The sequence below is a fragment of the Rhizobacter terrae genome (assembly GCF_003852895.1).
GTDB classification, from domain to species: Bacteria; Pseudomonadota; Gammaproteobacteria; order Burkholderiales; family Burkholderiaceae_C; genus Albitalea; species Albitalea terrae.
Window position 1 is genome coordinate 545,869 of record NZ_QUSW01000001.1, and the last position, 24,696, is coordinate 570,564.

Below are 24,696 nucleotides of genomic sequence, written 5' to 3' on the forward strand. Positions count from 1 at the left end.
AATGTTCAACCAACTCGGCGTCATCGGTTGCGGTCTCATGGGCGGGTCGTTCGCGCTCGCGCTCAAGCGGGCCGGTCTCGTCAAGCGCGTCATCGGCTACAGCAAGTCGCCCTCCACCACCGAGAGGGCCAAGAAGCTCGGCGTGATCGACATGGCGGCCGAATCCGCCCTGCTCGCGGTGTCGGGCTCTGACATCGTGCTGGTCGCAGTGCCGGTGTCGGCCACCGAAGCGACCTTCAAGGCCATCCGCCACCTCGTCGAACCCGGCGTGCTGTTCATGGACGTGGGTTCCACCAAGCGCGACGTGATCGACGCCGCGCGCCGCGTGCTCAAGGAGCGCGTGGCGAGCTTCGTGCCGGCCCACCCCATCGCGGGCAAGGAAGTGTCGGGCATCGGCAATGCGGATGCGGCGCTCTACACGAACCGCCAGGTCATCCTCACGCCGATCTCGCAGACCAACCCCGACCTGGTGCAGAAGGCCACCGACGTGTGGGCCGCCATCGGCTCGCAGGTGCTGCGCATGACGCCGGAGAACCACGACGCGGCCTTCGCCGCCGTGAGCCACCTGCCACACATGCTGGCCTTCGCCTACTTCAACTCGGTGGCGCGCCAGCCCGCGGGCAAGGATTTCCTCTCGCTGGCCGGCCCGGGCTTTCGCGACTTCACGCGCATCGCCGCGAGCGACCCCACCGTGTGGCGCGACATCCTCGTGTCCAACCGCGAGGAACTGCTCAAGCAGTCCATGCGCTTTCGGCACACGCTGGACGCGATGGAGCACGTCATCAAGACGGGCAACATCGAGGCGCTGGAAGACCTCATCCGCGGCGCGTCCGATGCACGCGCCGGATGGCAGATGAACGCCGGCAAGCCACCCACGAATCGTTGAGGACGCGCTGCCGTCCTGTCCCTGCAGTTTTCGCCGCGGTTTTCACATGTACAGCACGCCCTTCCTCGATCTTCCCCCGCTGTTGAAAGCCGCCGGCACGGTGCGCCTGCCGGGCTCCAAGAGCATCTCCAACCGCGTGCTGCTGCTGGCCGGGCTGAGCGAGGGCACGACCGTCGTCCACGACCTGCTCGACTCCGACGACACCCGCGTGATGCTGGCCGCGCTGCGCGAGATGGGCTGCCAGATTGATTCGAGCGGCGAGACGCTGCGCATCACCGGCCTGGGCGGCCGGTTGAAGAACCGCGACGCCAAGCTCTTCCTGGGCAATGCCGGCACGGCGATGCGGCCGCTCTGCGCAGCGCTCGCCGTCCTCACCGCCACGCAGGGCGGACGCTTCGACCTGAGCGGCGTGCAGCGCATGCATGAGCGACCCATCGGCGACCTGGTGGATGCGCTTCGCCAGCTCGGCTGCCGCATCGACTACCTGGGCGTGGAAGGCTACCCGCCGCTGCGCCTGTCGGCCGGCTCGGGCAGCGTGAAGACGGCCGCGCCCATCCGCGTGCGCGGCGACGTGTCCAGCCAGTTCCTCACCGCCTTGCTGCTGGCGCTACCCCTCGTCAGCGCCTCGTCGGCAGTGACCATCGAGGTCGAGGGCGAGCTGATCTCCAAGCCCTACATCGAAATCACGCTGAACCTGCTCAAGCGCTTCGGCATCGAGGTGAAGCGCGAAGGCTGGGAACGCTTCGTCATCCCGCAGGGCAGCGCGTACAAGTCGCCGGGCAGCATCCACGTAGAGGGCGATGCGTCCTCCGCGTCGTACTTCGTGGCACTGGGCGCCATTGCCGCCACCGAGGCGCCGGTGCGCATCGAGGGCGTGGGGCTGGACTCCATCCAAGGCGACATCCGCTTCTGCGAAGCCGCCCAGGCCATGGGTGCGACCGTGAAGACCGGCCCCGGCTGGCTGGAGGTCCGGCGCGGCGCTTGGCCGCTCAAGGCCATCGAGCTGGACTGCAACCACATCCCCGATGCCGCCATGACCCTGGCCGTGATGGCCTTGTACGCCACGGGCACGACGCGGCTGACCAACATCGCCAGCTGGCGGGTGAAGGAAACGGACCGCATCGTCGCCATGGGCACCGAGCTGCGCAAGCTGGGTGCGACGGTGGTCGAGGGGCAGGACTTCATCGAAGTCACGCCGCCTGCCGAGTGGACGCCGGCGTCGATCCACACCTACGATGACCACCGGGTGGCGATGTGCTTCTCGCTGGCCGCATTCAACACCCTGGCCCCGGGCAATGCCCAAGCCGTGCCCGTGCGCATCCTCGACCCGAAATGCGTGGCCAAGACCTTCCCGCACTACTTCGAGACCCTGTTCTCGGTGGTGGAGACGGACGACGCCCGCATCCCCGTCCTGGCGGTGGACGGTCCCAGCTCGTCGGGCAAGGGCACGGTCGCCAGCGCGGTCGCCCAGCACCTGGGCTACCACTTCCTGGACTCCGGCGCCGTCTACCGAGCCACGGCCCTGGCGGCGATGCGCGCCGGGCTGACACCAGCCGACGAGCACGCCGTGGCCGTGGTCGCCGCCACCCTGGACCTGGCCTTCGAGGGCAAGTCCATCCGCCTCGCGGGAGAGGAAGTGGCCGAGCTGCTGCGCGACGAGGCGGTCGGCTCCCTCGCCTCGAAGATCTCCGCCCTGCCCTCGGTGCGCTCTGCCTTGCGGGAACTGCAACTGTCGTTTCGCCGCCTTCCTGGCCTGGTGGCCGATGGCCGCGACATGGGCACGGTCATCTTCCCGGGCGCGGACATGAAGGTGTTCCTCACGGCCAGCGCCGCCAAGCGGGCCGAAAGACGCCATAAGCAATTGATTTCTAAAGGAATTTCGTCTAATATCGACGATCTTCGTGCGGACCTGGAAGCGCGCGACCAGCGGGATCAAAACCGCGCCGTCGCGCCTCTCAAACCCGCCCCAGACGCGCTGCCCCTGGACAATTCGGACCTCACCATCGACGAGTCGGTGAACTGGGTCTTGAATTGCTGGGAACAACGCAGACCTTTCGGGGGTCCACAAGACGCCTGACGAGGCCGCGGTCGGAAAACCGCGAACGAGGCCCGGCACCTTCCCTTCCGCGCTGTTCCAAGCGCATCAAGGTGCCGGATCATCAACCTAACCCCGCGGCGGTAGCCGCAAAGAAAGTCCCCATGTCTCAAACCCAAACTGCCACCAGCTCCGGCGGCGAATCGTTTGCCGCCCTGTTCGAAGAATCGCTGAAGCGCTCGGAGATGCGCAGTGGCGAGGTCATCACGGCCGAAGTCGTCCGTGTCGACTACAACTTCGTGGTGGTCAATGCAGGCCTCAAGTCCGAAGCCTACGTTCCCATTGAAGAATTCAAGAACGACCAGGGCGAGCTCGAAGTCCAGGTCGGCGATTTCGTGTCGGTGGCCATCGACGCGATCGAAAACGGCTACGGCGACACCATCCTGTCGCGCGACAAGGCCAAGCGCCTGGCCTCGTGGCTGTCGCTGGAAAACTCGCTCGAATCCGGCGAGTTCGTGACCGGCACCGTCTCCGGCAAGGTCAAGGGCGGCCTGACCGTCCTGGTCAACGGCATCCGCGCCTTCCTGCCCGGCTCGCTGCTCGACACGCGTCCTGTCAAGGACATGAGCCCGTTCGAGGGCAAGACCATGGAATTCAAGGTCATCAAGCTCGACCGCAAGCGCAACAACGTCGTGTTGTCGCGCCGCGCCGTCGTCGAGGCCTCCATGGGTGAAGAGCGCGCCAAGCTGCTCGAGACGCTGTCCGAAGGCGCCATCGTCCACGGCGTGGTCAAGAACATCACCGAGTACGGTGCGTTCGTGGACCTCGGCGGCATCGACGGCCTGCTGCACATCACCGACATGGCATGGCGCCGCGTGCGTCACCCGAGCGAAGTGGTGCAAGTCGGTCAAGAGCTCACCGCCAAGGTGCTCAAGTTCGACGCCGAGAAGAACCGCGTCTCGCTGGGCATCAAGCAGCTGGGCGACGACCCCTGGCACGGCGTGGCCCGCCGCTACCCGACCGGCACGCGCCTGTTCGGCAAGGTCACGAACATCGCCGACTACGGCGCGTTCGTCGAGATCGAGCCGGGCATCGAAGGCCTGGTCCACGTGTCCGAAATGGACTGGACCAACAAGAACGTGGCCCCCAGCAAGATCGTGTCCCTGGGCGACGAAGTCGAAGTCATGGTCCTTGAGATCGACGAAGACAAGCGCCGCATCAGCCTGGGCATGAAGCAGTGCAAGGCCAATCCGTGGGAAGAATTCGCCGCCACCGTGCAGCGTGGCGACAAGGTCAAGGGACCCGTCAAGTCGATCACCGACTTCGGCGTGTTCGTGGGTCTTGCCGCCGGCATCGACGGCCTGGTTCACCTGTCGGACCTGTCCTGGAACGAGCCGGGCGAGACCGCCGTTCGCAACTACAAGAAGGGCCAGGAAGTCGAAGCCGTCGTGCTGGCCGTCGACGTGGAACGCGAGCGCATCTCCCTGGGTATCAAGCAGCTCGACTCCGACCCGTTCACCAGCTACACCTCGGTCAACGACCGCGGCATGGTGGTGGCCGGCAAGGTCAAGACCGTGGACGCCCGTGGCGCTGAAATCCAGCTCAACGACGACGTGACCGGCTACCTGCGTGCTTCGGAAATCAGCCGCGACCGCGTGGAAGACGCGCGCAACGTGCTGAAGGAAGGCGACGAAGTCTCCGCCCTGATCATCAACATCGACCGCAAGACGCGTTCGATCCAGCTGTCGATCAAGGCCAAGGACAACGCCGACCAGCAAGAAGCCATGCAGCGCCTGTCGCAGAGCAACGAGCGTGAGACCGCCGGTACCACGAGCCTCGGTGCGCTGCTGCGTGCGAAGCTGGACAACCAGAAGGACAACGGCTGATCTTTTTCAGCCTGACCTGAAAGCCGACACCCCACATGACCCGATCCGATCTCGTGGCCCAGCTGGCCGAACGTTTCAGCCAGTTGACCCACCGCGATACCGAGTTCGCCGTCAAGACGATCCTCGACGCGATGTCCGATGCGCTTGCGCGCGGGCACCGCATCGAGATCCGGGGGTTCGGCAGCTTCTCGATCAACCGCCGCCCGCCGCGGGTGGGGCGCAATCCCCGCTCCGGCGAGCAGGTGGTGATCCCCGAGAAGCTGGTGCCCCATTTCAAGCCTGGCAAGGCTCTTCGCGAGTCTGTCGATGCCCAGGTGCCGGTGCAAGATGATCCGGCCGACAAGCCCCTGAACAAGCCCGCGACGGGCGATTGATTCAACGCTTGTCCCTTCCCCTGAAACCCGCGCATGGGCCACTAGAATCGGCCCGGGAGATGCGATGCGGTTCTTCACCTGGCTCTTTCGAGCCTTCGTTTTTTTTGCGCTGTTCGCCTTTGCGCTGAACAACCAGCACGACGCCAGCGTGCGCTGGTTCTTCGGCCAGGAATGGCGTGCGCCCATGATCTTCGTCGTCCTCGCGGCCTTCGGCCTGGGCTGTGCCTTCGGCGTGGTGGCGATGGTGCCGAGCTGGTGGAAGCACTGGCGCATCGCACGCCGCGTTCAACCGGCGGAGCCGATGCCCGCCGACAAGCCGGTGGTGGCTGCGCCCACCACCATCGACCCACACGCCGAGCACCCGCCACGCGATGGACTTTGATCTTCAGTGGGTCCTCCTCGGCCTGCCCGTGGCCTTCGCGCTCGGGTGGATGGCCTCCCGGCTCGACCTGCGCCAGTGGCGCCGCGAGCAGCGTGATTCACCCAAGGCCTACTTCAAGGGCCTGAACTTCCTGCTCAACGAGCAACAGGACAAGGCCATCGATGCTTTCATCGAGGCCGTACAGCACGACCCCGACACGTCCGACCTGCATTTCGCGCTGGGCAATCTCTTTCGCCGGCGCGGCGAATACGAACGCGCCGTGCGCGTGCACGAGCACCTGCTCAAGCGCGCCGACCTGCCCGCCGCCGAGCGCGACCGCGCCCAGCACGGCCTGGCGCAGGACTACATCAAGGCGGGCCTCTTCGACCGCGCCGAAGAGGCGTGGAAGGCGCTCGAAGGCACGGCCTTCGACACTGAAGCCCGGCTGGCCCTGCTCACGCTGCACGAGCGCTCGCGCGACTGGCGCGCTGCCGTCGAAGACGCGACCAAGCTGGACCGCACCGGCAGCACCGGCTCGTATGCATCACGCATCGCGCACTACTGGTGCGAGCTGGCGCAGGAGGCCGATGGCCGCGGCCAGACCGCCGACGCCGATGAAGCCTTGCGCAAGGCGCGAGAGGCCGCGCCGCAGGCTGCGCGCCCCATGGTGCTGGCTGGCCATCGCGCCCGCCAGGCCGGCCAACATGCGCAGGCGCTGGAGGCTTGGCGCCAGCTCGTGCTGACGCATCCGGAAGCCTTCACCCTGGTCGCCCGCGACTTCGCCTCGAGTGCCATCGACGCCGGCCAACAGGACAAGGCCTTGCAGGAACTTCGCACCCTGTACGACAAGCTGCCTTCGCTGGACCTGCTGGCCGCCATCAACCTGCTGGACGCTGCCACCGAGTCGCAGCGCACGCGGGTCTCCGAGCACCTTCGCAAGCACCCCAGCCTGTCCGCCGCCCGCGAGCTGCTTCGCCTGCGCACCGCCGAGCGCGGCGTGAGCGAAGAGCCCGACGTGCTGAGCATCCAGTCGGCCATCGCGCATGCCGCCAAGCCCTTGCAGCGCTACCGTTGCGCGGCCTGCGGCTTCGAGGCGCAGAACTACTTCTGGCAATGCCCCGGCTGCCTCAACTGGGACAGCTACCCGACCCAGCGATTGGAGGATCTGTGATGTCGTCGATCGTCGATCGCAAGAAGCTCGCTTCCTCGCGCGTGCTGGTGGTGGGCGACGCCATGCTGGACCGCTACTGGTTCGGCGCCGTGGAGCGCATCTCGCCGGAGGCCCCGGTGCCGGTGGTGCGCGTGAACCGCGAGGAAGAGCGCCTGGGCGGCGCGGCCAACGTCGCGCTGAACGTGAAGACGCTGAGTGCGCAGGCCACCTTGCTCACCGTGGTGGGCAACGACGAGCCGGCCCGCAAGCTGCGCGCCCTGCTGGAGCAACAAGGCGTGACCACGCTGCTGGGTGAAGACCCGCAGCTCTACACCATCGTCAAGCTGCGCGTCATCGGCCGCTCGCAGCAGCTCATCCGCATCGACTTCGAGAACCAGCCCGACCACGAGGTGCTGGCCGGCATGCTCAGCGACTTCGAGCGCGTGCTGCCCGAGCAAGGCGCTGTGCTCTTCAGCGACTATGGCAAGGGCGGGCTCGAACACATCCCGCGCATGATCGAGCTGGCGCGTGCGGCGAAGAAGCCCGTGCTCATCGACCCCAAGGGCCACGACTACAGCCGCTATGCCGGCGCCACCGTGGTCACGCCCAACCGTGCCGAGCTGGCGCAGGTGATCGGCCCGTGGAGCAGCGAGGCACAGTTGCACGAGCGCGCCCAGAACCTGCGGCGCGAACTCAAGCTCGACGCCCTGCTGCTGACCCGTTCGGAAGAAGGCATGTCGCTCTTCGACGGCGCGGGCCACGTGCAAGTCCCGGCCCAGGCGCGCGAGGTGTTCGACGTGACCGGCGCGGGCGACACCGTCATCGCCACCCTGGCCGCCATGCTGGCTGCCGGCCTCAGCCTGCGCGAGGCGATGCCCATCGCCAACCGCGCGGGCGGCATCGTGGTGGGCAAGTTCGGCACGGCCGGCGTCACCTACGAAGAACTGTTCGGCTGAGCATCGGTCGAACGCATCGGACTACCGAAAAAGGAAGCGGCATGAAAGTCGTGGTCACCGGCGCAGCCGGCATGATCGGCAGCAACATCGTCCACGGGCTCAACGCCATCGGCATCGACGACGTGATCGCGGTGGACGACCTCACCGATGGCCCCAAGTACCGCAACCTGCTGGGCGCCAAGCTGTCGGACTACTTCGACCGCACCGAGTTCTACCAGCGCTTCGCCCAGGGCGAGTTCGGCCGCGTCGACGCCGTACTGCACGAAGGTGCCTGCTCCGACACCATGGAGCACAACGGCCGCTACATGATGGACACCAACTACCGGTGCTCCAAGGCGCTGCTGGATGCCTGCCAGGCGCAGGGCACGCGGCTGCTGTATGCGTCATCGGCCGCGACCTATGGCGGCAGCGCGTCCTTCCGCGAAGAACCGGAGTTCGAGCAGCCGCTGAACGTCTACGGCTACTCCAAGCTGCTGTTCGACAACGTCGTGCGACGCATGCTGCCGGGCGCGAAGACGCAGGTGGCGGGCTTTCGCTACTTCAACGTGTACGGTCCGCGCGAGCAGCACAAGGGGCGCATGGCCTCGGTGGCCTTCCACCACTTCAACCAGTTCCGCGACACCGGCCGTGTGAAGCTCTTCGGCGAGTACGGCGGCTACGCAGCAGGCGAGCAATCGCGCGACTTCGTGTTCGTCGACGACGTGGTGGCGGTGAACCTGTGGTTCCTGCAGAACCCGCAGGCCAGCGGCATCTTCAACCTGGGCAGCGGGCGCGCACAGCCGTTCAACGACGTGGCGATCGCCACAGTGAACGCGTCACGCGCCTTGAAGGGAGAGGCCGCGTTGTCGCTCGCCGAGATGGTCAGGCAGGGCCTGGTCGAATACATCCCCTTCCCCGAGGCGCTGGTGGGCAAGTACCAATGCTTCACGCAGGCCGACCTCGCACGGTTGCGCGGCATCGGCTGCGGCCACGTGTTCAGCGACGTGGCCGCAGGCGTGCAGCGCTACGTGGAGTGGATGGCTCGTCAATCCTAGGGCCCTCCGACGCGGGGCATCGAGCCCCTCCTCCGTGGGTCGACCGCGACCCATCACGTGTCGTTCAATGACGGCACGGCACAACACCGTGTCGTGCACATCATCAACAACACGTTTGGAGGAACCTATGTTCAAGAAGATCATCGCCATCACCCTCGCTTTCTTTGCTGCCGCCGCCTTCGCGTCGGTGGACATCAACAAGGCCAACCTGGCCGAACTGGAAGGCGTGAAAGGTGTGGGGACGGTGACCGCCGGCAAGATCATGGAGGAGCGCAAGAAGGGCTCGTTCAAGGATTGGGCCGACGTGCAGCAGCGCATGCACGGCATCAAGGATGCGCGCGCCACCAAGCTGTCCAACAACGGCCTGACGGTGAATGGCGAGGCCTACAAGTCGACGGGCGACGCACCGAAGGCATCGGGCAAGGGCAGCAAGAAGGCGGCGTTCCAGGCAGCCGACAAGGCCAGCGATGCCAAGGCCTCGAAGAAGAAGGCAGTGGCCCAATGAAGCGCATCGTCCAGGCACCGCCGGCACGCTGAGTGAACGGCCAGCATTCTCCGAAGGCGCCCCTGCCAGGGCGCCTTTTTTTCGTGCCCTACTTGGAGGCGACCAGGGATTCAGCCTGGGCTGCAGCGGGAATGCGGCTCCTGGGCTTCCACCCAAAGAACTGCATCACCTCGTCGCGCCGTGCGAAGGTGTCCGAGCGGCCCAGCGCCATCAGCTCTCGCGTGTACGGCGCCTCGAACAGCAGGTAGCTGGCCAGCGCCGCGCCGCGTGCGTCATTGCCGCGCCCCGACACGCCCACCCCACGAAGCAATGCACGGATGGGCGCCGGCAGGCTGCCCAGGTGCTTGGCGGCGATGTCATCCAGCCGCTTGCTGGGCGCGATCACCAGCACATCGATGGGACGCAGCGACGTGCGCGCCCTCGCCTCGGGCGTCAGCAGCCCGAGCGTGCTGTTGATGCGCTGCAGGCGCTCCACGTCGACCGCGAGCGCGTCGAGGAAGATGTTCGACAGCGCGTGGCCCGCGATCTGCGCCACGTTCGGATATTCACCGCTGGCCGGGCGCTCGCCCGGCGGCTCATGCATGCGGCCCGCACCCACCACCAGGATTCGCTCGGCGCCAAGGTGCACGGCCGGTGAAATGGGCGCCGACTGCCGCATCGATCCGTCGCCGAAGTATTCGATGTGCCCATCGATCACCAGCGGCACCGCGGGAAAGACGAATGGAATCGCCGACGAGGCCAGCAGGTGCGGCACGCCCACGTCGCTGCGCACCGCGATGCGCTGCGAGCGTGTCCAGGGCACGATGTCCTTCACCGCGTCGTAGAAGGTCACGTGCAGCCCGCTGCCATAGCTCGATGCCGTCACCGCCAGGGCCTGCACATGGCCGTCGCGCATCACCTGCTTCAGCCGGCGGATGTCGATGAGCTTAGCGAGCAGGACATCCAGCGGGCTGTTGTCCAGCAAAGACCGGGGCCGGGCGCGGCGAAAGCGCGCGATCATCCAGCCCACCGACATCATGGTCAGCCAGCTTGCGCCGGTGCGGATCACGCCGATGGAGTCGCTGCGGTAGACCTGCTCCGCGCGGAAGTTGCGCCAGATGTGCACGAGGCCGTTGACGGCCTTGTCGAAGTCATCCGCGCCGCAGGCGAGCGCGGTGGAATTGATGGCACCGGCAGACGTCCCGGCGATGACCGGGAAGGGATTGCCGGGCGGCGCGTCGCTGTGTCGGCGAATGTTCGCCACCGCATCGAGCACGCCGACCTGGTATGCGGCACGGGCTCCACCGCCCGTGAGGATCAGGCCGGTGGTTGGAATGTCGGGCATGCCGCAGTGTAGACAGCGGCATGCGGCTTGGTGGTCGGGACTGCCCCGGGGTGGCCCCGGCGCAACATCCGCGGGGAGCGATCAGTGGTGGCGGCTGCGGCCATGTCCGCGATCGTGGTCGTCATCACGGTCATGGTCACGGTCGTGGCCATGGTCGTCATGGTCATGGTGGTCATGGTCGTGACCGCGTCCATGCCACTGGGCCGGCACATACTGCCGCTGGTACCAGTCCTCCCGCACGAAGTAGACGGGCTGGCCGCAGGCGCCGTAGCGGCCGCAGTAGTGGGCCCAGCGGCGCTCATGGCCGGGCGGCACGCGCAGGTAGATCGGTGCCTGGTACACCGCCACCGGCGATGGCTGGATCACGACGGGTTGCGGATAGATCACCACCGGCGGCTGCGGCACATGGCCGATGTCGATGCGGCCGTACAGGCCCGGCTGATTGACCTGCACCGACACCCCGACTTGCTGTGCAAAAGTTGGCACAACGCAGGCGGCGAGGGCAATGGCGGCAAGAATTCGTTTCATGGTTGGACTCCTGGGAAAGCTACTTGTCCAACGCAGCCGGGCCATGGCCTGTGCACCATGGCCGGCCCGCAAACGTGACTATTCGTACACCACCGTCGCCTTGCCGTGGCTGCCCTCTTTCCAGCGGGCGATGGCCGCATCGCTCGGAAAGAACTTGCCGTCCTCGCCCAGGTCCAGTTCGCCGCGGGCGGACTGCCGCTCCAGCACCAGGCGCACGCCCAACCCCTGCGTCGTCGGCCCCAGCTCGCCCATGGTCTTGCGCGTCGGGAAGTCGCGCAGCACCTCGGCCACCGGCGGAATGCTGCCGTTGACCTCCACGCGCAGGTACTTGCCGAAACGGCAGCGGGCCGTCGTCAGGTCCCACACCTGCTGCACGTTCAGCCGCAGGCCACCGGAGAAACGATCGGGCTGCACCTTGCCCGTCACGATGAGCAGTTCATCGTCCTTGAGCAGGTCCTTGTTGGCGTTGAGCACCTCCTCGTTCGCCACGGCCTCGATGGCCTCGGTCTTGTCATCGAGCTTGAAGATGGCCACGCGGCCACGCTGCCCGTTGATGACACGCAGGTCGCTCACGATGCCCGCCAGCAATTGCGGGTCGCGGCTGTCCACGAGGTCCGCATTGCGGCGCTTGGCGAACAGGCGCACCTCGTCGGCGCTCTGGTCGAACAGGTGGCCCGAGAGGTAGAAGCCCAGCGCCACCTTCTCGAAGGTCAGCCGCTCCTTGATGCTCCACGGCTCGGCCTGCACGAGGTCGGGCTCCTGCGTGGAGGCGGCGTGCGAGTCGCCGAAGTCGAAGAGCCCGCCCTGGTCGGCATTCGCGTGCTGTGTGTCGGCGTAGTCGAAGGCGAGCGGAATGCTCGCCACCAGCGATGCGCGCTCCAGGCCCAGGATGTCGAACGCACCGGCCTTGATCAGCGCCTCCACCGTGCGCTTGTTGATGCGCGAGCGGTCCACGCGGGTGCAGAAGTCGAACAGCGACTTGAAGTCACCGCCGTCCTTGCGGGCCTGGATGATGGCCTCGATCGCGCTCTGCCCCGTGCCCTTGATGGCGCCCAGCCCGTAGCGCACCACCTTGCGCCCCACCGGCTCGAAGCGGTAGTTGCCGGTGTTCACGTTGGGCGGCTCGAAGGTCAGGCCCAGCTTGTCGACCGCATCGTCATGGAACACCTTGAGCTTGTCGGTGTCGTCCAGGGCGATGCTCATGTTGGCCGCGGTGAATTCGGCCGGGTAGTGGAACTTGAGCCAGGCCGTCTGGTAGGCCAGCAGGGCGTAGCACGCGGCGTGCGACTTGTTGAAGCCGTAGCCCGCGAACTTCTCCATCAGGTCGAAGATCTCGTTGGCCTTGTCGGTGCTGATGCCGTTCTTCGCCGCGCCCTCCGCGAACAGCCCGCGGTGGGTGGCCATCTCTTCGGCTTTCTTCTTGCCCATCGCGCGGCGCAGCAGGTCGGCGCCGCCCAGCGAGTAGCCGCCCAGGCGCTGCGCCACCTGCATCACCTGCTCCTGGTAGACCATGATCCCGTAGGTCTCCGAGAGCACCGCCTCCATCATCGGGTGCGGGTACTCCACCTCTTCGCGGCCGTGCTTGCGGGCGCAGAAGGTGGGGATCAGGTCCATCGGGCCCGGGCGGTACAACGCCACCAGCGCGATGATGTCCTCGAACACGCTGGGCTTGGCGTCCTTGAGCATGCGCTGCATGCCCGAACTTTCCAGCTGGAACACGGCAACGGTCTTGCCTTCGCTCATCAGCTGGTAGGCCGAGCGATCGTTCAGCGGAATGTCCTCGAGGACGAAGTTTTCCTTGCCGGGGTTGCGTTCGCGGATGTAGTCCTTGGCCAGCTCCAGGATGGTCAGCGTCGCCAGGCCCAGGAAGTCGAACTTCACCAGGCCGGCGGCTTCCACGTCGTCCTTGTCGAACTGGCTCACCGCGCTGTCGCTGCCGGGCTGCATGTACAGCGGGCAGAAGTCGGTGATCTTGCCCGGCGCGATGAGCACGCCACCGGCGTGCATGCCGATGTTGCGGGTCACGCCTTCCAGGCGCATCGCCAGCGTCAGCAGCTCGGCGACTTCTTCCTCGTTCTTCTCGCGCTCCTCGATCTCGGGCGATTCCTTGCGCGCGTAGATCACGCCGCCATCGGGGTTCTCGGGCACGCGGGCCAGCGTCACCGTCTTGCCTGGAGGCGCGGGGATGAGCTTGGCGATGCTGTCCACATGGCCGTAGCCCATGCCCAGCACACGGCCCACGTCGCGCAGCGCGGCCTTGGCGGCCATGGTACCGAAGGTGGCGATCTGGCTCACCGCCTCGCGGCCGTACTTGTGCTTGACGTAGTCGATGACGCGGTCGCGGTTGCCCTGGCAGAAGTCGATGTCGAAGTCGGGCATCGACACCCGCTCGGGGTTCAGGAAGCGTTCGAACAGCAGGTTGTAGCGCAGCGGATCAAGGTCGGTCACCTTCAGCGCGTAGGCCACCAGAGAGCCCGCGCCCGACCCCCGGCCCGGCCCCACCGGGCAGCCGTTGTTCTTCGCCCAGTTGATGAAGTCGGCCACGATGAGGAAGTAGCCGGGGAAGCCCATCTTCAAGATCGTGTTGATCTCGAAGTCCAGGCGCTCCACGTAGCGCGGGGTTTCCTTCTCGCGCAGGGCTTCGTCGGGAAAGAGCTGGACCAGGCGTTCCTTTAGGCCGTCATGGGAGGCGAGCCGGAAGTAGTCCGACATCGGCATGGGCGTGCCGTCGTCCAGCAGCGGCGTGGGAAAGTTCGGCAGCTGAGGCTTGCCCAGCACCAGTGAGAGGTTGCAGCGCTTGGCGATCTCCACCGTGTTGGCGATGGCACTGGGGATGTCGGCGAACAGTGCCTCCATCTGCGCCTGCGTCTTGAAGTACTGCTCGCGGGTGAAGCGCTTGATGCGACGCGGGTTGGTCAGGGTCTCGCCCTCGGCCACGCAAACGCGGGCCTCGTGCGCCTCGAAGTCTTCATCGGCCAGGAACTGGATGGGATGCGTGGCCACCACCGGCAGATGCATCTCGGCCGCCAGCGGCACGGCGGCGCGCACATGCGCCTCGTTGGTCGCCTGCCCGGCACGCTGCAGCTCGATGTAGAAGCGGTTCGGGAAGAGGCCCGCCAGTCGGGTCGCGAGTTCCTTCGCCCGGTCCTTGTCCTGCGCCAGCAGGGCCTGGCCGACGGCGCCCAGGTCCGCGCCCGACAGCGCGATGAGCCCTTCGCCCAGTTCGGCCAGCCATTCCCACTTGACCCAGGCCTGCGCCCGCTGCACGTTCACCAGCCACGACTTGGACAGCAGCTCGCACAGGTTGAGGTAGCCAGTCTTGTTCTGCACCAGCAGCAAGAGGCGGCTCGCGCCCTTCTCGCCACCTTCGGGCTCCAGCCACACGTCCGCACCGATGATGGGCTTGACGCCCTTCTTGCGCGAGCTGCTGTAGAACTTGATCGCGCCGAACAGGTTGCTCAGGTCGCTGATGGCCAGGGCAGGCTGCTTGTCGGACGCTGCGGCGCCCACCGCCTCGTCGATTCTCAGGGTGCCGTCAACGACGGAAAACTCGGTGTGGATGCGCAGGTGAACGAAGGCCATCGGGCGATTTTACGGAGGGCCGGGTCCGTAAAATCCCGCAGGTGAAACCGATTCTGAACATCTCGGCGTACCTCTTCACGCCACTGAACGACACCGCCGCCTTGCGCGAGAGCATCCGCTCACAAGCGATGGACCTGTCACTCAAGGGCACCGTGCTGCTGGCCGGGGAAGGCATCAACCTCTTCCTCGCGGGGGCCGCCGAGAACGTCCGCGGCTTCGTCGCCTGGCTGCGCAGCGATGCGCGATTCGCACCGCTGGCGCCCAAGGAAAGCTGGTCCGACGCCGTGCCCTTCGGCAAGCTGCTGGTGAAGGTGAAGGAAGAGATCATCCGCATGAACCACCCCACCATCCGCCCGGCGGATTCGCGGGCGCCAGCGGTGGATGCGAAGACGCTGGCACGCTGGCTGGACGCCGGCCACGACGACGAAGGCCGGCCGGTGGTGACGCTGGACACGCGCAACGAGTTCGAGGTGCAGCAGGGCCGATTCCACGATGCCATCGACTGGCACATCCACAAGTTCAGCGAGTTCCCGCAGGCGGTGCTCGACCACCGCGAGGAACTGCGCGGCAAGACGGTGGTGAGCTACTGCACCGGCGGCATCCGCTGCGAGAAGGCGGCAATCTTCATGGCCGAGGCGGGCGTCGACCACGTGTACCAGCTCGAAGGCGGCATCCTCAAGTACTTCGAGGAAGTGGGCGGCAAACACTTCGACGGCGACTGCTTCGTGTTCGACGATCGCCGGGCAGTGGATGCAGCCTTGGCCGAATCGCCTCCGTCCCAGCCCGAATGACAAGGTCAAGGACGCAGACGTAAGCTTCGGGTCCGCCGGCACGACAGCCCACAGATGCCTCCGACCCGCGACAACCTGCGCTCGATCCGCAAGTACCGGCACGCCGCCGCCGCGTACGACAGGACCACGCGCCCCACCTGGCCCATCCGCATGCGCTGCATCGAACTGCTCAAGCTCGATGCGGGCGATTGCGTGCTGGACGTGGGCTGCGGCACGGGGCTGAGCTTCGAGCCCATCCTGGAAAAAGTCGGCCGCAACGGCAACCTCATCGCCTTCGAGCAGAGCCCGCACATGTTCCGCCAGGCCGAGCTGCGGGCCAAGGGGCTGATCGCACAGGGCTGGAACATCGAGCTCCTGTGCGCCAGTGCCGAGGAAGTGCGCTTCAAGGGCCGGCCCGATGCGGCCCTCTTCCACTACGTGCACGACATCAGCCGCACGCCGCAAGCCGTGGACAACCTCTTCGAGCAGTTGCCGCCGGGCACGCGCATTGCCATCGCAGGCATGAAGTTCTTTCCCTGGTGGCTGGCGCCGCTGAACCTGCTCGCCTGGTTGAAGAATCGCCCGTACAACGTGCGGGCGCATGAGCTGCACAAGCCCTGGTCGCTGATCGAACCTCGCTTGCAGAACTTCAACTGGAAACCCACACAAGGCGGCATGGGCTACATTGGGTCGGGACGTGTTCGAGGGACTGGTCCATGACGCTTGCACGACCTGAATCACCGCCGCGATGTTCGTCGCCGCTGTCGCAGCGCTACGAGCAAATTCGCCGCTTCACGCTCGCACTGGCCGAGCCGCTGACCGACGAGGACTGCCAGGTGCAGTCCATGCCTGACGCCAGCCCGACCAAGTGGCACCTGGCACACGTGACCTGGTTCTTCGAGACCTTCATCCTCGAACGTTTCGAGCCGGGCTTCCGGGCCTTCGAGCCGATGTTCCGCGTGCTGTTCAACAGCTACTACCAGGGCGTGGGCGAGCGGCATCCACGGCCTCAGCGAGGGCTGATCACCAGCCCCACGCTGGCGCAGGTGAAGCGCTACCGGGCCGACGTGGATGCCCGCATGCTCAGCCTGCTCGCTGCGCGACCCGATGATGCGCAGCTGAACGAGCTGCTCACCCTGGGCCTGCACCACGAGCAGCAGCACCAGGAACTGCTGCTCACCGACATCAAGCACGCGCTGTCGTTCAACCCGCTGCATGGGCCGTATGCGAAGCGCTGGCCGATCGGTGCGGTGAGTCCGCAGCCGCCGCAGTGGCATGGCTTCGACGGCGGCATGTTCCAGCTGGGCCATGAATCGTCGCGCGACGGTGACTTCTGTTTCGACAATGAAACGCCGCGGCACGGCACCTACCTCGCGCCCTTCGAGCTGGCGTCGCGCCCGGTGAGCAACGGCGAGTTCATGGCCTTCATGGACGATGACGGCTACCGCCGCCCCGAGCTGTGGCTGTCCATGGGATGGGACTGGGTGCAGGCCGAGCAGCGCGACGCCCCGCTGTACTGGCGGCAGGAGGAGAACCGCTGGCTCACCCACACCCTGCAAGGCCAGGTCGAGATCGACCCGCACACGCCCGCCTGCCACCTCAGCTTCTTCGAGGCCGAGGCCTACGCGCGCTGGGCCGGCGCCCGGCTGCCGACGGAAGCCGAATGGGAACTGGCTGCACGGCGACTCATCAAGAGCAGCCCGACGCACGGCAACTTCGCCGAGCGCGGTGCGTTCCATCCCTTGCCTGCCTCAGTGCCCGACGGGGGAGAGCCGCTCCAGATGTACGGCGACGTGTGGGAGTGGACCCAATCGAACTACAACCCCTACCCCGGCTACCGGCCACTGCCGGGCGCAGTCGGCGAATACAACGGCAAGTTCATGTGCAACCAGTTTGTGCTCCGCGGTGGCTCCTGCGCCACGCCGGCGGGGCATGTGCGCGCCAGCTACCGCAACTTCTTTCCACCGGATGCGCAGTGGCAGTTCACGGGACTGAGGCTGGCCCGCTGAAGTCCGAGGCTCAGGCGTTCAGGCCCTGGAGCACGTCCGACCTGAACTCGCGCTGGTAGAGGATGTAGATCACGCCCAGCGTCGCCAGGACATAGACGATGGGCGAGAAGAACCAGCCGATCGCCGCGAAGGCGAAGTAGTACGCGCGCAGGCCGTCGTTGAAGGTCTCCGCTGCCAGGCCCAGCACGCGGCCGGCTTTCTGCGAGAACGCGAGACGGGCGGCTTGCGCGCCATCGCCCAAGGCATCGAACTGCTTGGCTTCCGGCGCCGAACCGATGAGCAGCGCGCCGAAGGTGTACTGCCGCATCGACCACGTGAAGCGGAAGAAGGCATACACGAACACCACCAGCATCAGCACGAGCTTGAGGTCGAACACCAGCACCGAGGTGCGTGCGGCGAAAGGCAGGTCGCGCACCAGCTCGGTGGTCTTCTCGGTCGCGCCCAGGGTCGCCAGGAGGCCGCCGATGACAAGGATGGACGTGGACGCGAAGAACGACGGACTGGTCGAGAGACTCTGCACCACCACGCCGTCGATGACGCGCACGTCGCGGTAGGTGGTCTGCAGCATCCACGCCTGGCGGATGCGGTTGGTGCTGGCGAGAACGGAGGGCTGTGTCATCGCGCGGTGCCGCGCGAACCAGGCATAGCCCGCCCACCCGCTGAAGAACACCACCACCGCCGCCCAATCCAGCCAGGGCAGCAGCGCCAAGACCTTGAACATCGCTTCCATGGGCGCGACTTTAGCCGACGCCCCGGCCAGACTGGGTGCCGACCGGGCGCAAGGCGCCCGGCGGCGATGGTCAGGCTGCGAGGTCGAACACGATGACCTCGGCCTTCTCGCCGTGGTCGATGACCAGCGCTTCTTCCTGGCTCAGCTGCGCCGCATCGCCCGGGGACAACGCCTGTCCGTTGACCTGCACCTTGCCGCGCACCACCTGGACGTAGGCCTTGCGCTGCGGATTCACGGCGATGCGGGCCGACTCGGCGCCGTCGAACAGCCCGGCGTAGATGGCCGCATCGGCATGGATGACCAGCGAGCCCTCGCGCCCGTCATTGCTGGCCACGAGCCGCAGCTGCCCACGCTTGCTGGCCTCGTCGAAGTGCTTCTGCTCATAGCCGGGCTCGATGCCCTGCACGCTGGGCATGATCCAGATCTGCAGGAAGTGCGTGGTCTGCGAGGGCGCGTGGTTAAACTCGCTGTGCATCACGCCGCGGCCGGCGCTCATGCGCTGCACGTCGCCGGGCACGATGCTCGCGCCGTTGCCCATGCTGTCCTTGTGCGCCAGCGCGCCTTCGAGCACGTAGCTCACGATCTCCATGTCGCGGTGGCTGTGGGTGCCGAAGCCGGTGCCCGGGGCGATGCGGTCTTCGTTGATGACGCGCAGGTTGCCGAAGCCCATGTGCTTCGGATCGTAGTAGTCGGCGAAGGAAAAGCTGTGGAAGCTCTTGAGCCAGCCATGGTCGGCGTAGCCGCGGTCGCAGGATTTGCGCAGGGTGATCATGCGTGGGGACTCCTTGGTTGGCTCCACTGTAGGAGCCCGGGCCCGTTTGCAGGGCCTCGCCCCTTGAAGCGTCCGTTCAAATAAGATGAACGCATGTCCGCCGCCCGCAACGTCCTCACCCCCGAAGCGCTCGCGATGATGGATGTCATCGCCCGCACCGGCAGTTTTGCCGCCGCGGCGCGCGAGCTGGGCAAGGTGCCCAGCGCCCTCACCTACAACGTGCGCCAGCTCGAAGACGCGCTGGACGTGCTGCTGTTCGACCGCCGCTCGCGCCAGGCCAAGCTCACCGCCGCCGGCGAGGAACTGCTCAACGAAGGCCGCCGCCTGCTGGAACAGGTGGACGCCGTGGCCAACCGCGTCAAGCGCGTGGCCACCGGCTGGGAGACGCAGCTCACCATCGCAGTGGACGGGGTGCTGTCGTCCACGACGATGTTCGAGCTGGCCGAAGCCTTCTACGCCTTGCGGCCCGAAGGGGTGGCCGACCATGGCGTGCTCAACGAACGCACTGGCCCCGGAACCCGGCTGCGCTTCCGCACCGAGGTACTGGCCGGTACCTGGGAGGCGCTCGTCAGCGGCGCCGCTGACCTGGCGCTGGGCGTGGGCATCGCGTCCGACCCTCAGCCGGGCATCCAGATCAAGCCGCTGGGCGAGATTCGATTCGTGTTCGCCGTGCCGCCGCATCACCCACTGGCTGCAGTGGAAGGCCCGTTGAGCGAGGCGGAAATCATCCGCCACCGCGCCGTGGCGGTGGCGGATTCCGCCCAACGCATGGAGCCGGTCACCGTCAACCTGCTGCCTGGGCAGGAGGTGTTCACCGTGGCCAGTACGCAGGCCAAGATCGAGGCACAGCTTCGCTGTCTGGGCTGCGGCTACCTGCCCGAGCCCATCGTGCGCGACCACATCGACGCCGGCCGGCTGGTGGTCAAGGAAACCGAGCGTCGCCCGCAGCCGCCGCGCCTGGGCTATGCCTGGCGCACCGGCAACGGTCCGCTGGGCCTGGCGCTGCAGTGGTGGCTCGGGCAATTGGAAAGCCCCAAGACCCGGCGCGCCCTGCTGGAACGGCACGGCAGCGCACAGGCGGAGAGCTGAGACGATGCACCGCAGCGACCTGCCCGGGGCCGGCTACATCGGCCGCTTCGCGCCCTCGCCCACCGGCCCCTTGCATGCCGGTTCCCTGGTGGCCGCCCTGGCTTCCTGGCTCGATGCGCGGGCGCATGGCGGACGCTGGCTGGTGCGCATCGAGGACGTGGACATGCCTCGCTGCGTGCCGGGCATGGACCGCACCATCCTCGGCCAGCTCGCTGCCTGCGGGCTGACCCCGGACGAGACGCCGGTGTGGCAGTCCGAGCGAGGCGAACTCTACGAGAACGCGCTGCAGGGCCTCCTGGCCGCCGACCTCGCCTACCCGTGCGGCTGCTCGCGCCGCGAGATCGAACTGGCCGTGCAGTCCCAGGGCCTGGAGCTGCTGCGGCATGCCGAGCTGGTCTACCCCGGCACCTGCAGGCATGGCTTGAAGGGCAAGCCAGCCCGCGCCACGCGCGTGCGCACGCTGGATCGCCGGGGGCATGACATCCGCATCGAATGGATGGACCGCCGCCTGGGCTTGCAGGCGCAGGACGTGACGCACGCCGTGGGCGACTTCGTGCTGCACCGCGCCGACGGCCTGTGGGCCTACCAGCTCGCCGTGGTGGTCGACGATGCCTTGCAAGGCATCTCGCACATCGTGCGCGGCGAGGACTTGGCAGACAACACGCCGCGGCAGATCCACCTGCAGCGGCTGCTCGGGCTGCCCACGCCGCACTACATGCACACGGCGCTGGTGCTGGGTGCCAATGGCGAGAAGCTCTCCAAGCAGAACGGCGCACAGGCGCTCGACCTGCGGGATCCGCTGGCGGCGCTGAAGCAGGCCGGCGAGGTGCTGGGCATCCGCTGCGACGCCGGCCGGCTGGAAGACTGGCTGCCCCTGGCCGTGGAACGGTGGCGTACCACCTGGCTGCGCCCGGTGGCATGATGCCCACCCTTCACTCACTCACCACCAAGGAATCCCTTCCATGAACACCACCCCCTCCGGCCTCCAATACGAAGACACCGTCGCGGGCAGCGGCGCAGAAGCCAAGGCCGGCCAGTACGTCACCGTGCACTACACCGGCTGGCTCTACAACGATGGGGTAAAGGGTTCGAAGTTCGACAGCAGCAAGGACCGCCGAGACCCGTTCCAGTTCGACCTGGGCCAGGGCCAGGTCATCAAGGGCTGGGACGAAGGCGTGCAGGGCATGAAGGTGGGCGGCACCCGCCTGCTGGTGATCCCGCCGCAGCTGGGCTACGGCTCGCGCGGCGCGGGCGGCGTCATCCCGCCCAACGCCACGCTGATGTTCGAGGTCGAACTGCTGGCGGTCTGATCAGCCGGCCGTCTTCGGGGCTGACTTCTCCGCCTTCTTCTCGGCCTTGATGTCGGCCTTGGCCTTGGCCTCGACGGCCTTCGCTTCCTTCTTGCAGGCGCTCTCTTCAGCGCCCTTCAGGTCTTCGCACTTTTCCTTGGCCACGGCGTAGTCCTGCTCGGCCTTGACCTTCTCGGCCTTCAGGCGGTCGCTGTCCTTGCCGCTGCGCTTGTAGTCGAGATCGGCGATGGCGATCTTCTCGGTGGCCTTGGCCTGCTTCTGGCAGACATCCTTGGCGTTGTCCTTCATGTCCTTGCAGCCGTCCTTGGCGGCCTTGTAGTCGGCCTCGATCTTGTCCTTGGCGGCCTTGTAGTCGTCCTTGCTCATCGCGTCGGCGGCAAAGCCGGACGAGGCCACACACAAGGCGGCAGCGAGGACGGAGAGCTTCAGCGTGCGGATCATGGTCGGTCCTTTCAGGTTGATGATTTGCCAGAAAGTATCGCCACCGCGTCCCGCCGGATGAAGCGGACTCGACCGCGAGCGACCGTAGTTTTCGTCCTACGCAGTCGGGCCGCCGTCAGGCCTTGCGATTGCAGATCCAAAAGGGGTCTGTGTAGGATATGCCTGACGCGGTCGCCCGCTGTCGCCCGATGGCGGTTCCCCCGGGCATCGGCAACACTGGAAACAATGCTCAGTGTCGTCCGCTTGCCGATGAGTGGGTTCGCCCTCTGCGTTTGCCTGGCGATCCGAGCGGTTCTGCCCGGAGTCTCACGTCCATTCCGATCGACCCTGTCATGGCGCACCTGAGAACCTACATCGTTGAGGACAGTCCCGTCATTCGCGAGAACCTGATCGCGACGCTGGAGGAGATGGTCCCTGTCGAGGTGATCGGCACCGCCGAGGACGAATCGAGCGCCGCGCAATGGCTGGGCCAGTCGGGCAACACCTGCGACCTGGTCATCATCGACATATTCCTGAAAAGCGGCTCCGGCCTGGGCGTGCTGCAGACCGCACGCAACGCCGCGACCGGGCGCAAGCTGGTGGTGCTGAGCAACTACGCCACGCCCGACATGCGCCGCAAGTGCCTGCAGCTGGGCGCCGACAAGGTGTTCGACAAATCCAACGAGATCGACGGCCTCATCAACTACTGCGCCCGGCTTGCGTCGGGCGAGGAGACCACCGGCTTCGGCCAGCTCCCCTCCTGAAGCCGGATGGCCTCAGTGGCTCACTGGATGAGCCCGTTCTTCAACGCGTAGTAGGTGAGGTCGCTGTTGGACTCCAGCTTCATCTTCTCCATCACCCGGGTTCGATAGGTGCTCACCGTCTTGACGCTCAGGTTCATGCTGTCGGCCATGTGGCCGATGGTCTCGCCCTTGGCCAGGCGCAGGAACACCTGGAACTCGCGTTCGGACAGCTGCTCATGAGGCGGCTTCTCGCCCCCGCCCGCCAGGCCGTCGGCCAGCAGCTCGGCCACGCCGGCGGTGATGTACTTGCGCCCGCGCACCACGGTGCGGATGGCCTTGACGATCTCCTCGGGGTCGCATTCCTTGTTGAGGTAGCCGCTGGCACCTTGCCGCAGCAAGGTGGTGGCGTAGTGCTCTTCAGGAAAGCCGCTGAGGATGAGCACCGGCAGCTCGGGTGCACGGGCCTTGATGGCCGCCAGCGCATCGACACCGCTCTGGTCGGGCATGGACAGGTCCATCACCAGCACGTCGACTTCGCCCTTGCGGACAAGATCGAGCGCCTCACGGCCGTTGGCGGCTTCTCCGGTGACCTTGAGGTCCACTTGGTCGGAGAAGTACTGGCGCAGACCGGCGCGCACAATGGCATGGTCATCGACGATAGCTACTCGGATCATGGCGTTCGTGACTCACTGCTGCGATGAGCGAGTTTAGATGCAAGACAAATCCCTGAACATCCTGCTGCGTTTGAAGCGCAGCCCCTTCGTGTTCCCGCTGGCGGCACTGGCGGCACTCGCGCTCATCTTCATCAGCGAGACGGCCTACTACCAGTCCACCCGCGCGATGGAAGCGCTGGACACGGTGACCGCCGCGCGCAACCACATCATGAGCCTGTCGCGGCGCATCGTCGACGCCGAGACCGGCCAGCGCGGCTACCTGCTGACCGCACGCAAGGAGTACCTCGCGCCCTACCGCGATGCAGCACGCGACATCGACAGCGACCTGCACTGGCTGCGCAGCTACTACGCCGGCAAGCCGGCGCAGATCGCGCTGGTGGACAAGCTGGAGTCCCGCTTCAACAGCCGACTCTCGGAGCTGGACCAGACCCTGCGCCTCTTCGACGAAGGCAAGGAGGAAGCGTGGCGCACCTTCGTGCTGACGGACATCGGCAAGGAGAAGATGGACGAGATCCGCAGCGTGCTGGACCAGTTGCTCGCCGCGGAAACGCGCAAGGACACGGCCGGCCGCCGCGACGTCTTCGAGACACTGATGCTCAACCGCATCGGCGTGGCCACCATGAGCGCCCTGAGCCTGCTGGCCCTGGGCATGTACCTGCGGCAGACGGCCGCGCTGGAGGCGCACCGGCGCGAGCGGCAGGAAGCCATCGAGGCCGAGCGCGACCAGCTCGAGCAGGAGGTGTCACGTCGCACTGCGCAGCTCACCGAGCTCGCACAGCAGCTGACCGAACTCGCCCAGCACTTGCAGACCGCCCGGGAGGACGAGCGCAGCCGGCTGGCGCGTGAACTGCACGACGAGCTGGGCGCCTTGCTGACGGCTGCCAAGCTGGATGCGGCGCGCATCAAATCGCGGCTCGGCGCCACGTCGCCAGAGGCCACGGAGCGGCTGGGCCACCTGAGCGACATCCTCAACAACGGCATCGCACTCAAGCGCCGCATCATCGAAGACCTGCGTCCGTCGTCGCTGAGCAACCTGGGCCTGCTGGCGGCGCTGGAGATCCAGTCGCGCGAGTTTGCCGAGCGCTCGGGTGTCGAGGTCGATTGCCAGCTCACGCCCGTCAAGCTCAGGCCGAACGTGGAGCTCACTGCCTACCGCATGGTGCAGGAGGCCTTCACCAACATCGCCAAGTACGCCCGGGCCTCCAAGGTCGAGGTCCGCCTCGTGGAGGAGGACGGCGAAGCCCGCATCTGGGTGCGCGACGATGGGGTGGGCTTCGACACGCGTCAGCGCCGCGCCTCAGCCCACGGGCTGCTCGGGATGCGCTACCGCGTCGAGGCCGACGGCGGCCGCTTCACCCTCGAATCGGCGCCCGGCCAGGGCACCTGCGTGCGGGCGAGCCTGCCCTTGCTGGCCGAGGAAGAAGCCGCTCCGCAGGCGGCCTGATCCACGGGGCCACACTGGGCGTTTCCACATGAGGCGCCGTCCTACACGGGATTGCTGATCCAGCCGACAGCGCGAAGCGGGGGCCTCTCATGGCAGTGCGCCAAGCCGCTGCAT

24 protein-coding genes are annotated in these 24,696 nt (G+C 66.7%); 17 read left to right on the forward strand and 7 right to left on the reverse strand.

Annotated elements, in window-relative coordinates; translation table 11 throughout:
• The first annotated feature begins 1 nt into the window (after nucleotide 1).
• The 9 genes from DZC73_RS02460 (at nucleotide 2) to DZC73_RS02500 (ending at nucleotide 9,187) form a co-directional block, all read left to right on the forward strand.
• Entirely contained in the window at nucleotides 2-886 is an 885-nt protein-coding gene (locus DZC73_RS02460; protein WP_124538602.1) for a prephenate dehydrogenase, read from the forward strand.
• A gap of 46 nt (nucleotides 887-932) precedes the next feature.
• Nucleotides 933-2,963, forward strand: coding sequence for a bifunctional 3-phosphoshikimate 1-carboxyvinyltransferase/cytidylate kinase (locus DZC73_RS02465; RefSeq protein ID WP_124538603.1), 2,031 nt, complete (start codon nucleotides 933-935; stop codon nucleotides 2,961-2,963).
• Between the two features lie 122 nt (nucleotides 2,964-3,085).
• Nucleotides 3,086-4,807 carry a 30S ribosomal protein S1 gene (rpsA, locus tag DZC73_RS02470; protein ID WP_124538604.1) on the forward strand — a complete coding sequence of 574 codons (1,722 nt, stop codon included), beginning with the start codon at nucleotides 3,086-3,088 and terminating at the stop codon, nucleotides 4,805-4,807.
• 35 nt (nucleotides 4,808-4,842) lie between these two features.
• Nucleotides 4,843-5,181 carry an integration host factor subunit beta gene (locus DZC73_RS02475; protein WP_124538605.1) on the forward strand — a complete coding sequence of 113 codons (339 nt, stop codon included), beginning with the start codon at nucleotides 4,843-4,845 and terminating at the stop codon, nucleotides 5,179-5,181.
• 64 nt (nucleotides 5,182-5,245) lie between these two features.
• Nucleotides 5,246-5,563 (forward strand): lipopolysaccharide assembly protein LapA domain-containing protein, encoded by a 318-nt coding sequence (locus DZC73_RS02480; protein WP_124538606.1) that lies wholly within the window; start codon nucleotides 5,246-5,248, stop codon nucleotides 5,561-5,563.
• Entirely contained in the window at nucleotides 5,553-6,713 is a 1,161-nt protein-coding gene (gene lapB / locus DZC73_RS02485) for a lipopolysaccharide assembly protein LapB (RefSeq protein ID WP_124538607.1), read from the forward strand. Before DZC73_RS02480 ends, lapB begins: the two co-directional genes overlap by 11 nt.
• Nucleotides 6,713-7,648, forward strand: a complete 936-nt coding sequence (rfaE1, locus tag DZC73_RS02490) for a D-glycero-beta-D-manno-heptose-7-phosphate kinase (protein WP_124538608.1) — start codon at nucleotides 6,713-6,715, stop codon at nucleotides 7,646-7,648. Before lapB ends, rfaE1 begins: the two co-directional genes overlap by 1 nt.
• A 41-nt stretch (nucleotides 7,649-7,689) precedes the next feature.
• Nucleotides 7,690-8,682, forward strand: coding sequence for an ADP-glyceromanno-heptose 6-epimerase (rfaD, locus tag DZC73_RS02495; protein WP_124538609.1), 993 nt, complete (start codon nucleotides 7,690-7,692; stop codon nucleotides 8,680-8,682).
• A 127-nt stretch (nucleotides 8,683-8,809) separates the two neighbouring features.
• Nucleotides 8,810-9,187 carry a ComEA family DNA-binding protein gene (locus tag DZC73_RS02500; RefSeq protein ID WP_124538610.1) on the forward strand — a complete coding sequence of 126 codons (378 nt, stop codon included), beginning with the start codon at nucleotides 8,810-8,812 and terminating at the stop codon, nucleotides 9,185-9,187.
• Nucleotides 9,188-9,275: 88 nt separating this feature from the next.
• On the opposite strand, the gene DZC73_RS02505 is transcribed toward DZC73_RS02500, so the two are convergent.
• The 3 genes from DZC73_RS02505 to dnaE all read right to left on the reverse strand — a co-directional run bounded on the left by DZC73_RS02505 (nucleotide 9,276) and on the right by dnaE (nucleotide 14,621).
• Nucleotides 9,276-10,511, reverse strand: coding sequence for a patatin-like phospholipase family protein (locus DZC73_RS02505; RefSeq protein ID WP_124538611.1), 1,236 nt, complete (start codon nucleotides 10,509-10,511; stop codon nucleotides 9,276-9,278).
• Nucleotides 10,512-10,592: 81 nt separating this feature from the next.
• Nucleotides 10,593-11,039: a hypothetical protein gene (locus DZC73_RS02510; RefSeq protein ID WP_124538612.1), complete on the reverse strand. Its 447-nt coding sequence runs from the start codon at nucleotides 11,037-11,039 to the stop codon at nucleotides 10,593-10,595.
• Nucleotides 11,040-11,117: 78 nt separating this feature from the next.
• Complete coding sequence (dnaE, locus tag DZC73_RS02515; protein WP_124538613.1) at nucleotides 11,118-14,621, reverse strand: DNA polymerase III subunit alpha; 3,504 nt, start codon at nucleotides 14,619-14,621, stop codon at nucleotides 11,118-11,120.
• A 41-nt stretch (nucleotides 14,622-14,662) separates the two neighbouring features.
• Between dnaE and DZC73_RS02520 the strand changes: the two genes are divergently transcribed.
• Genes DZC73_RS02520 through egtB form a run of 3 tightly spaced genes read left to right on the forward strand, consistent with a single transcriptional unit; the run spans nucleotide 14,663 to nucleotide 17,400 of the window.
• Nucleotides 14,663-15,412 (forward strand): sulfurtransferase, encoded by a 750-nt coding sequence (locus DZC73_RS02520; RefSeq protein WP_124538614.1) that lies wholly within the window; start codon nucleotides 14,663-14,665, stop codon nucleotides 15,410-15,412.
• Nucleotides 15,413-15,466: 54 nt separating this feature from the next.
• On the forward strand, nucleotides 15,467-16,111 hold the full coding sequence (locus DZC73_RS02525) for a class I SAM-dependent methyltransferase (protein WP_124538615.1): 645 nt from the start codon (nucleotides 15,467-15,469) through the stop codon (nucleotides 16,109-16,111).
• Nucleotides 16,108-17,400, forward strand: coding sequence for an ergothioneine biosynthesis protein EgtB (egtB, locus tag DZC73_RS02530; RefSeq protein ID WP_124538616.1), 1,293 nt, complete (start codon nucleotides 16,108-16,110; stop codon nucleotides 17,398-17,400). Before DZC73_RS02525 ends, egtB begins: the two co-directional genes overlap by 4 nt.
• Nucleotides 17,401-17,410: 10 nt before the next feature.
• On the opposite strand, the gene DZC73_RS02535 is transcribed toward egtB, so the two are convergent.
• Nucleotides 17,411-18,130 (reverse strand): DUF599 domain-containing protein, encoded by a 720-nt coding sequence (locus DZC73_RS02535; RefSeq protein ID WP_124538617.1) that lies wholly within the window; start codon nucleotides 18,128-18,130, stop codon nucleotides 17,411-17,413.
• Between the two features lie 70 nt (nucleotides 18,131-18,200).
• Nucleotides 18,201-18,902 (reverse strand): pirin family protein, encoded by a 702-nt coding sequence (locus DZC73_RS02540; RefSeq protein WP_124538618.1) that lies wholly within the window; start codon nucleotides 18,900-18,902, stop codon nucleotides 18,201-18,203.
• Nucleotides 18,903-18,995: 93 nt separating this feature from the next.
• Between DZC73_RS02540 and DZC73_RS02545 the strand changes: the two genes are divergently transcribed.
• The 3 genes from DZC73_RS02545 to DZC73_RS02555 are packed head-to-tail and all read left to right on the forward strand — an operon-like array spanning nucleotide 18,996 to nucleotide 21,301.
• Nucleotides 18,996-19,991: a LysR family transcriptional regulator gene (locus DZC73_RS02545; RefSeq protein ID WP_124538619.1), complete on the forward strand. Its 996-nt coding sequence runs from the start codon at nucleotides 18,996-18,998 to the stop codon at nucleotides 19,989-19,991.
• Between the two features lie 4 nt (nucleotides 19,992-19,995).
• Entirely contained in the window at nucleotides 19,996-20,913 is a 918-nt protein-coding gene (gene gluQRS, locus DZC73_RS02550; protein ID WP_124538620.1) for a tRNA glutamyl-Q(34) synthetase GluQRS, read from the forward strand.
• 40 nt (nucleotides 20,914-20,953) lie between these two features.
• Nucleotides 20,954-21,301 (forward strand): FKBP-type peptidyl-prolyl cis-trans isomerase, encoded by a 348-nt coding sequence (locus DZC73_RS02555; RefSeq protein WP_124538621.1) that lies wholly within the window; start codon nucleotides 20,954-20,956, stop codon nucleotides 21,299-21,301.
• Here the strand turns inward: DZC73_RS02555 and DZC73_RS02560 are convergent, their stop codons facing one another.
• A complete protein-coding gene (locus DZC73_RS02560) occupies nucleotides 21,302-21,742 on the reverse strand; it encodes a prolipoprotein diacylglyceryl transferase (RefSeq protein WP_124538622.1) in 441 nt (146 codons plus the stop codon). It lies immediately after the preceding gene.
• Nucleotides 21,743-22,074: 332 nt separating this feature from the next.
• Here DZC73_RS02560 and DZC73_RS02565 point away from each other — a divergent pair, with 332 nt between their 5' ends.
• Nucleotides 22,075-22,485, forward strand: a complete 411-nt coding sequence (locus DZC73_RS02565) for a response regulator transcription factor (protein WP_124538623.1) — start codon at nucleotides 22,075-22,077, stop codon at nucleotides 22,483-22,485.
• 20 nt (nucleotides 22,486-22,505) lie between these two features.
• Here DZC73_RS02565 and DZC73_RS02570 read toward each other — a convergent pair whose 3' ends face one another.
• Complete coding sequence (locus DZC73_RS02570; RefSeq protein ID WP_124538624.1) at nucleotides 22,506-23,138, reverse strand: response regulator; 633 nt, start codon at nucleotides 23,136-23,138, stop codon at nucleotides 22,506-22,508.
• 37 nt (nucleotides 23,139-23,175) lie between these two features.
• On the opposite strand from DZC73_RS02570, the gene DZC73_RS02575 reads away from it, so the two are divergent.
• On the forward strand, nucleotides 23,176-24,582 hold the full coding sequence (locus DZC73_RS02575; RefSeq protein WP_124538625.1) for a CHASE3 domain-containing protein: 1,407 nt from the start codon (nucleotides 23,176-23,178) through the stop codon (nucleotides 24,580-24,582).
• The last annotated feature ends 114 nt before the right edge of the window (nucleotides 24,583-24,696 follow it).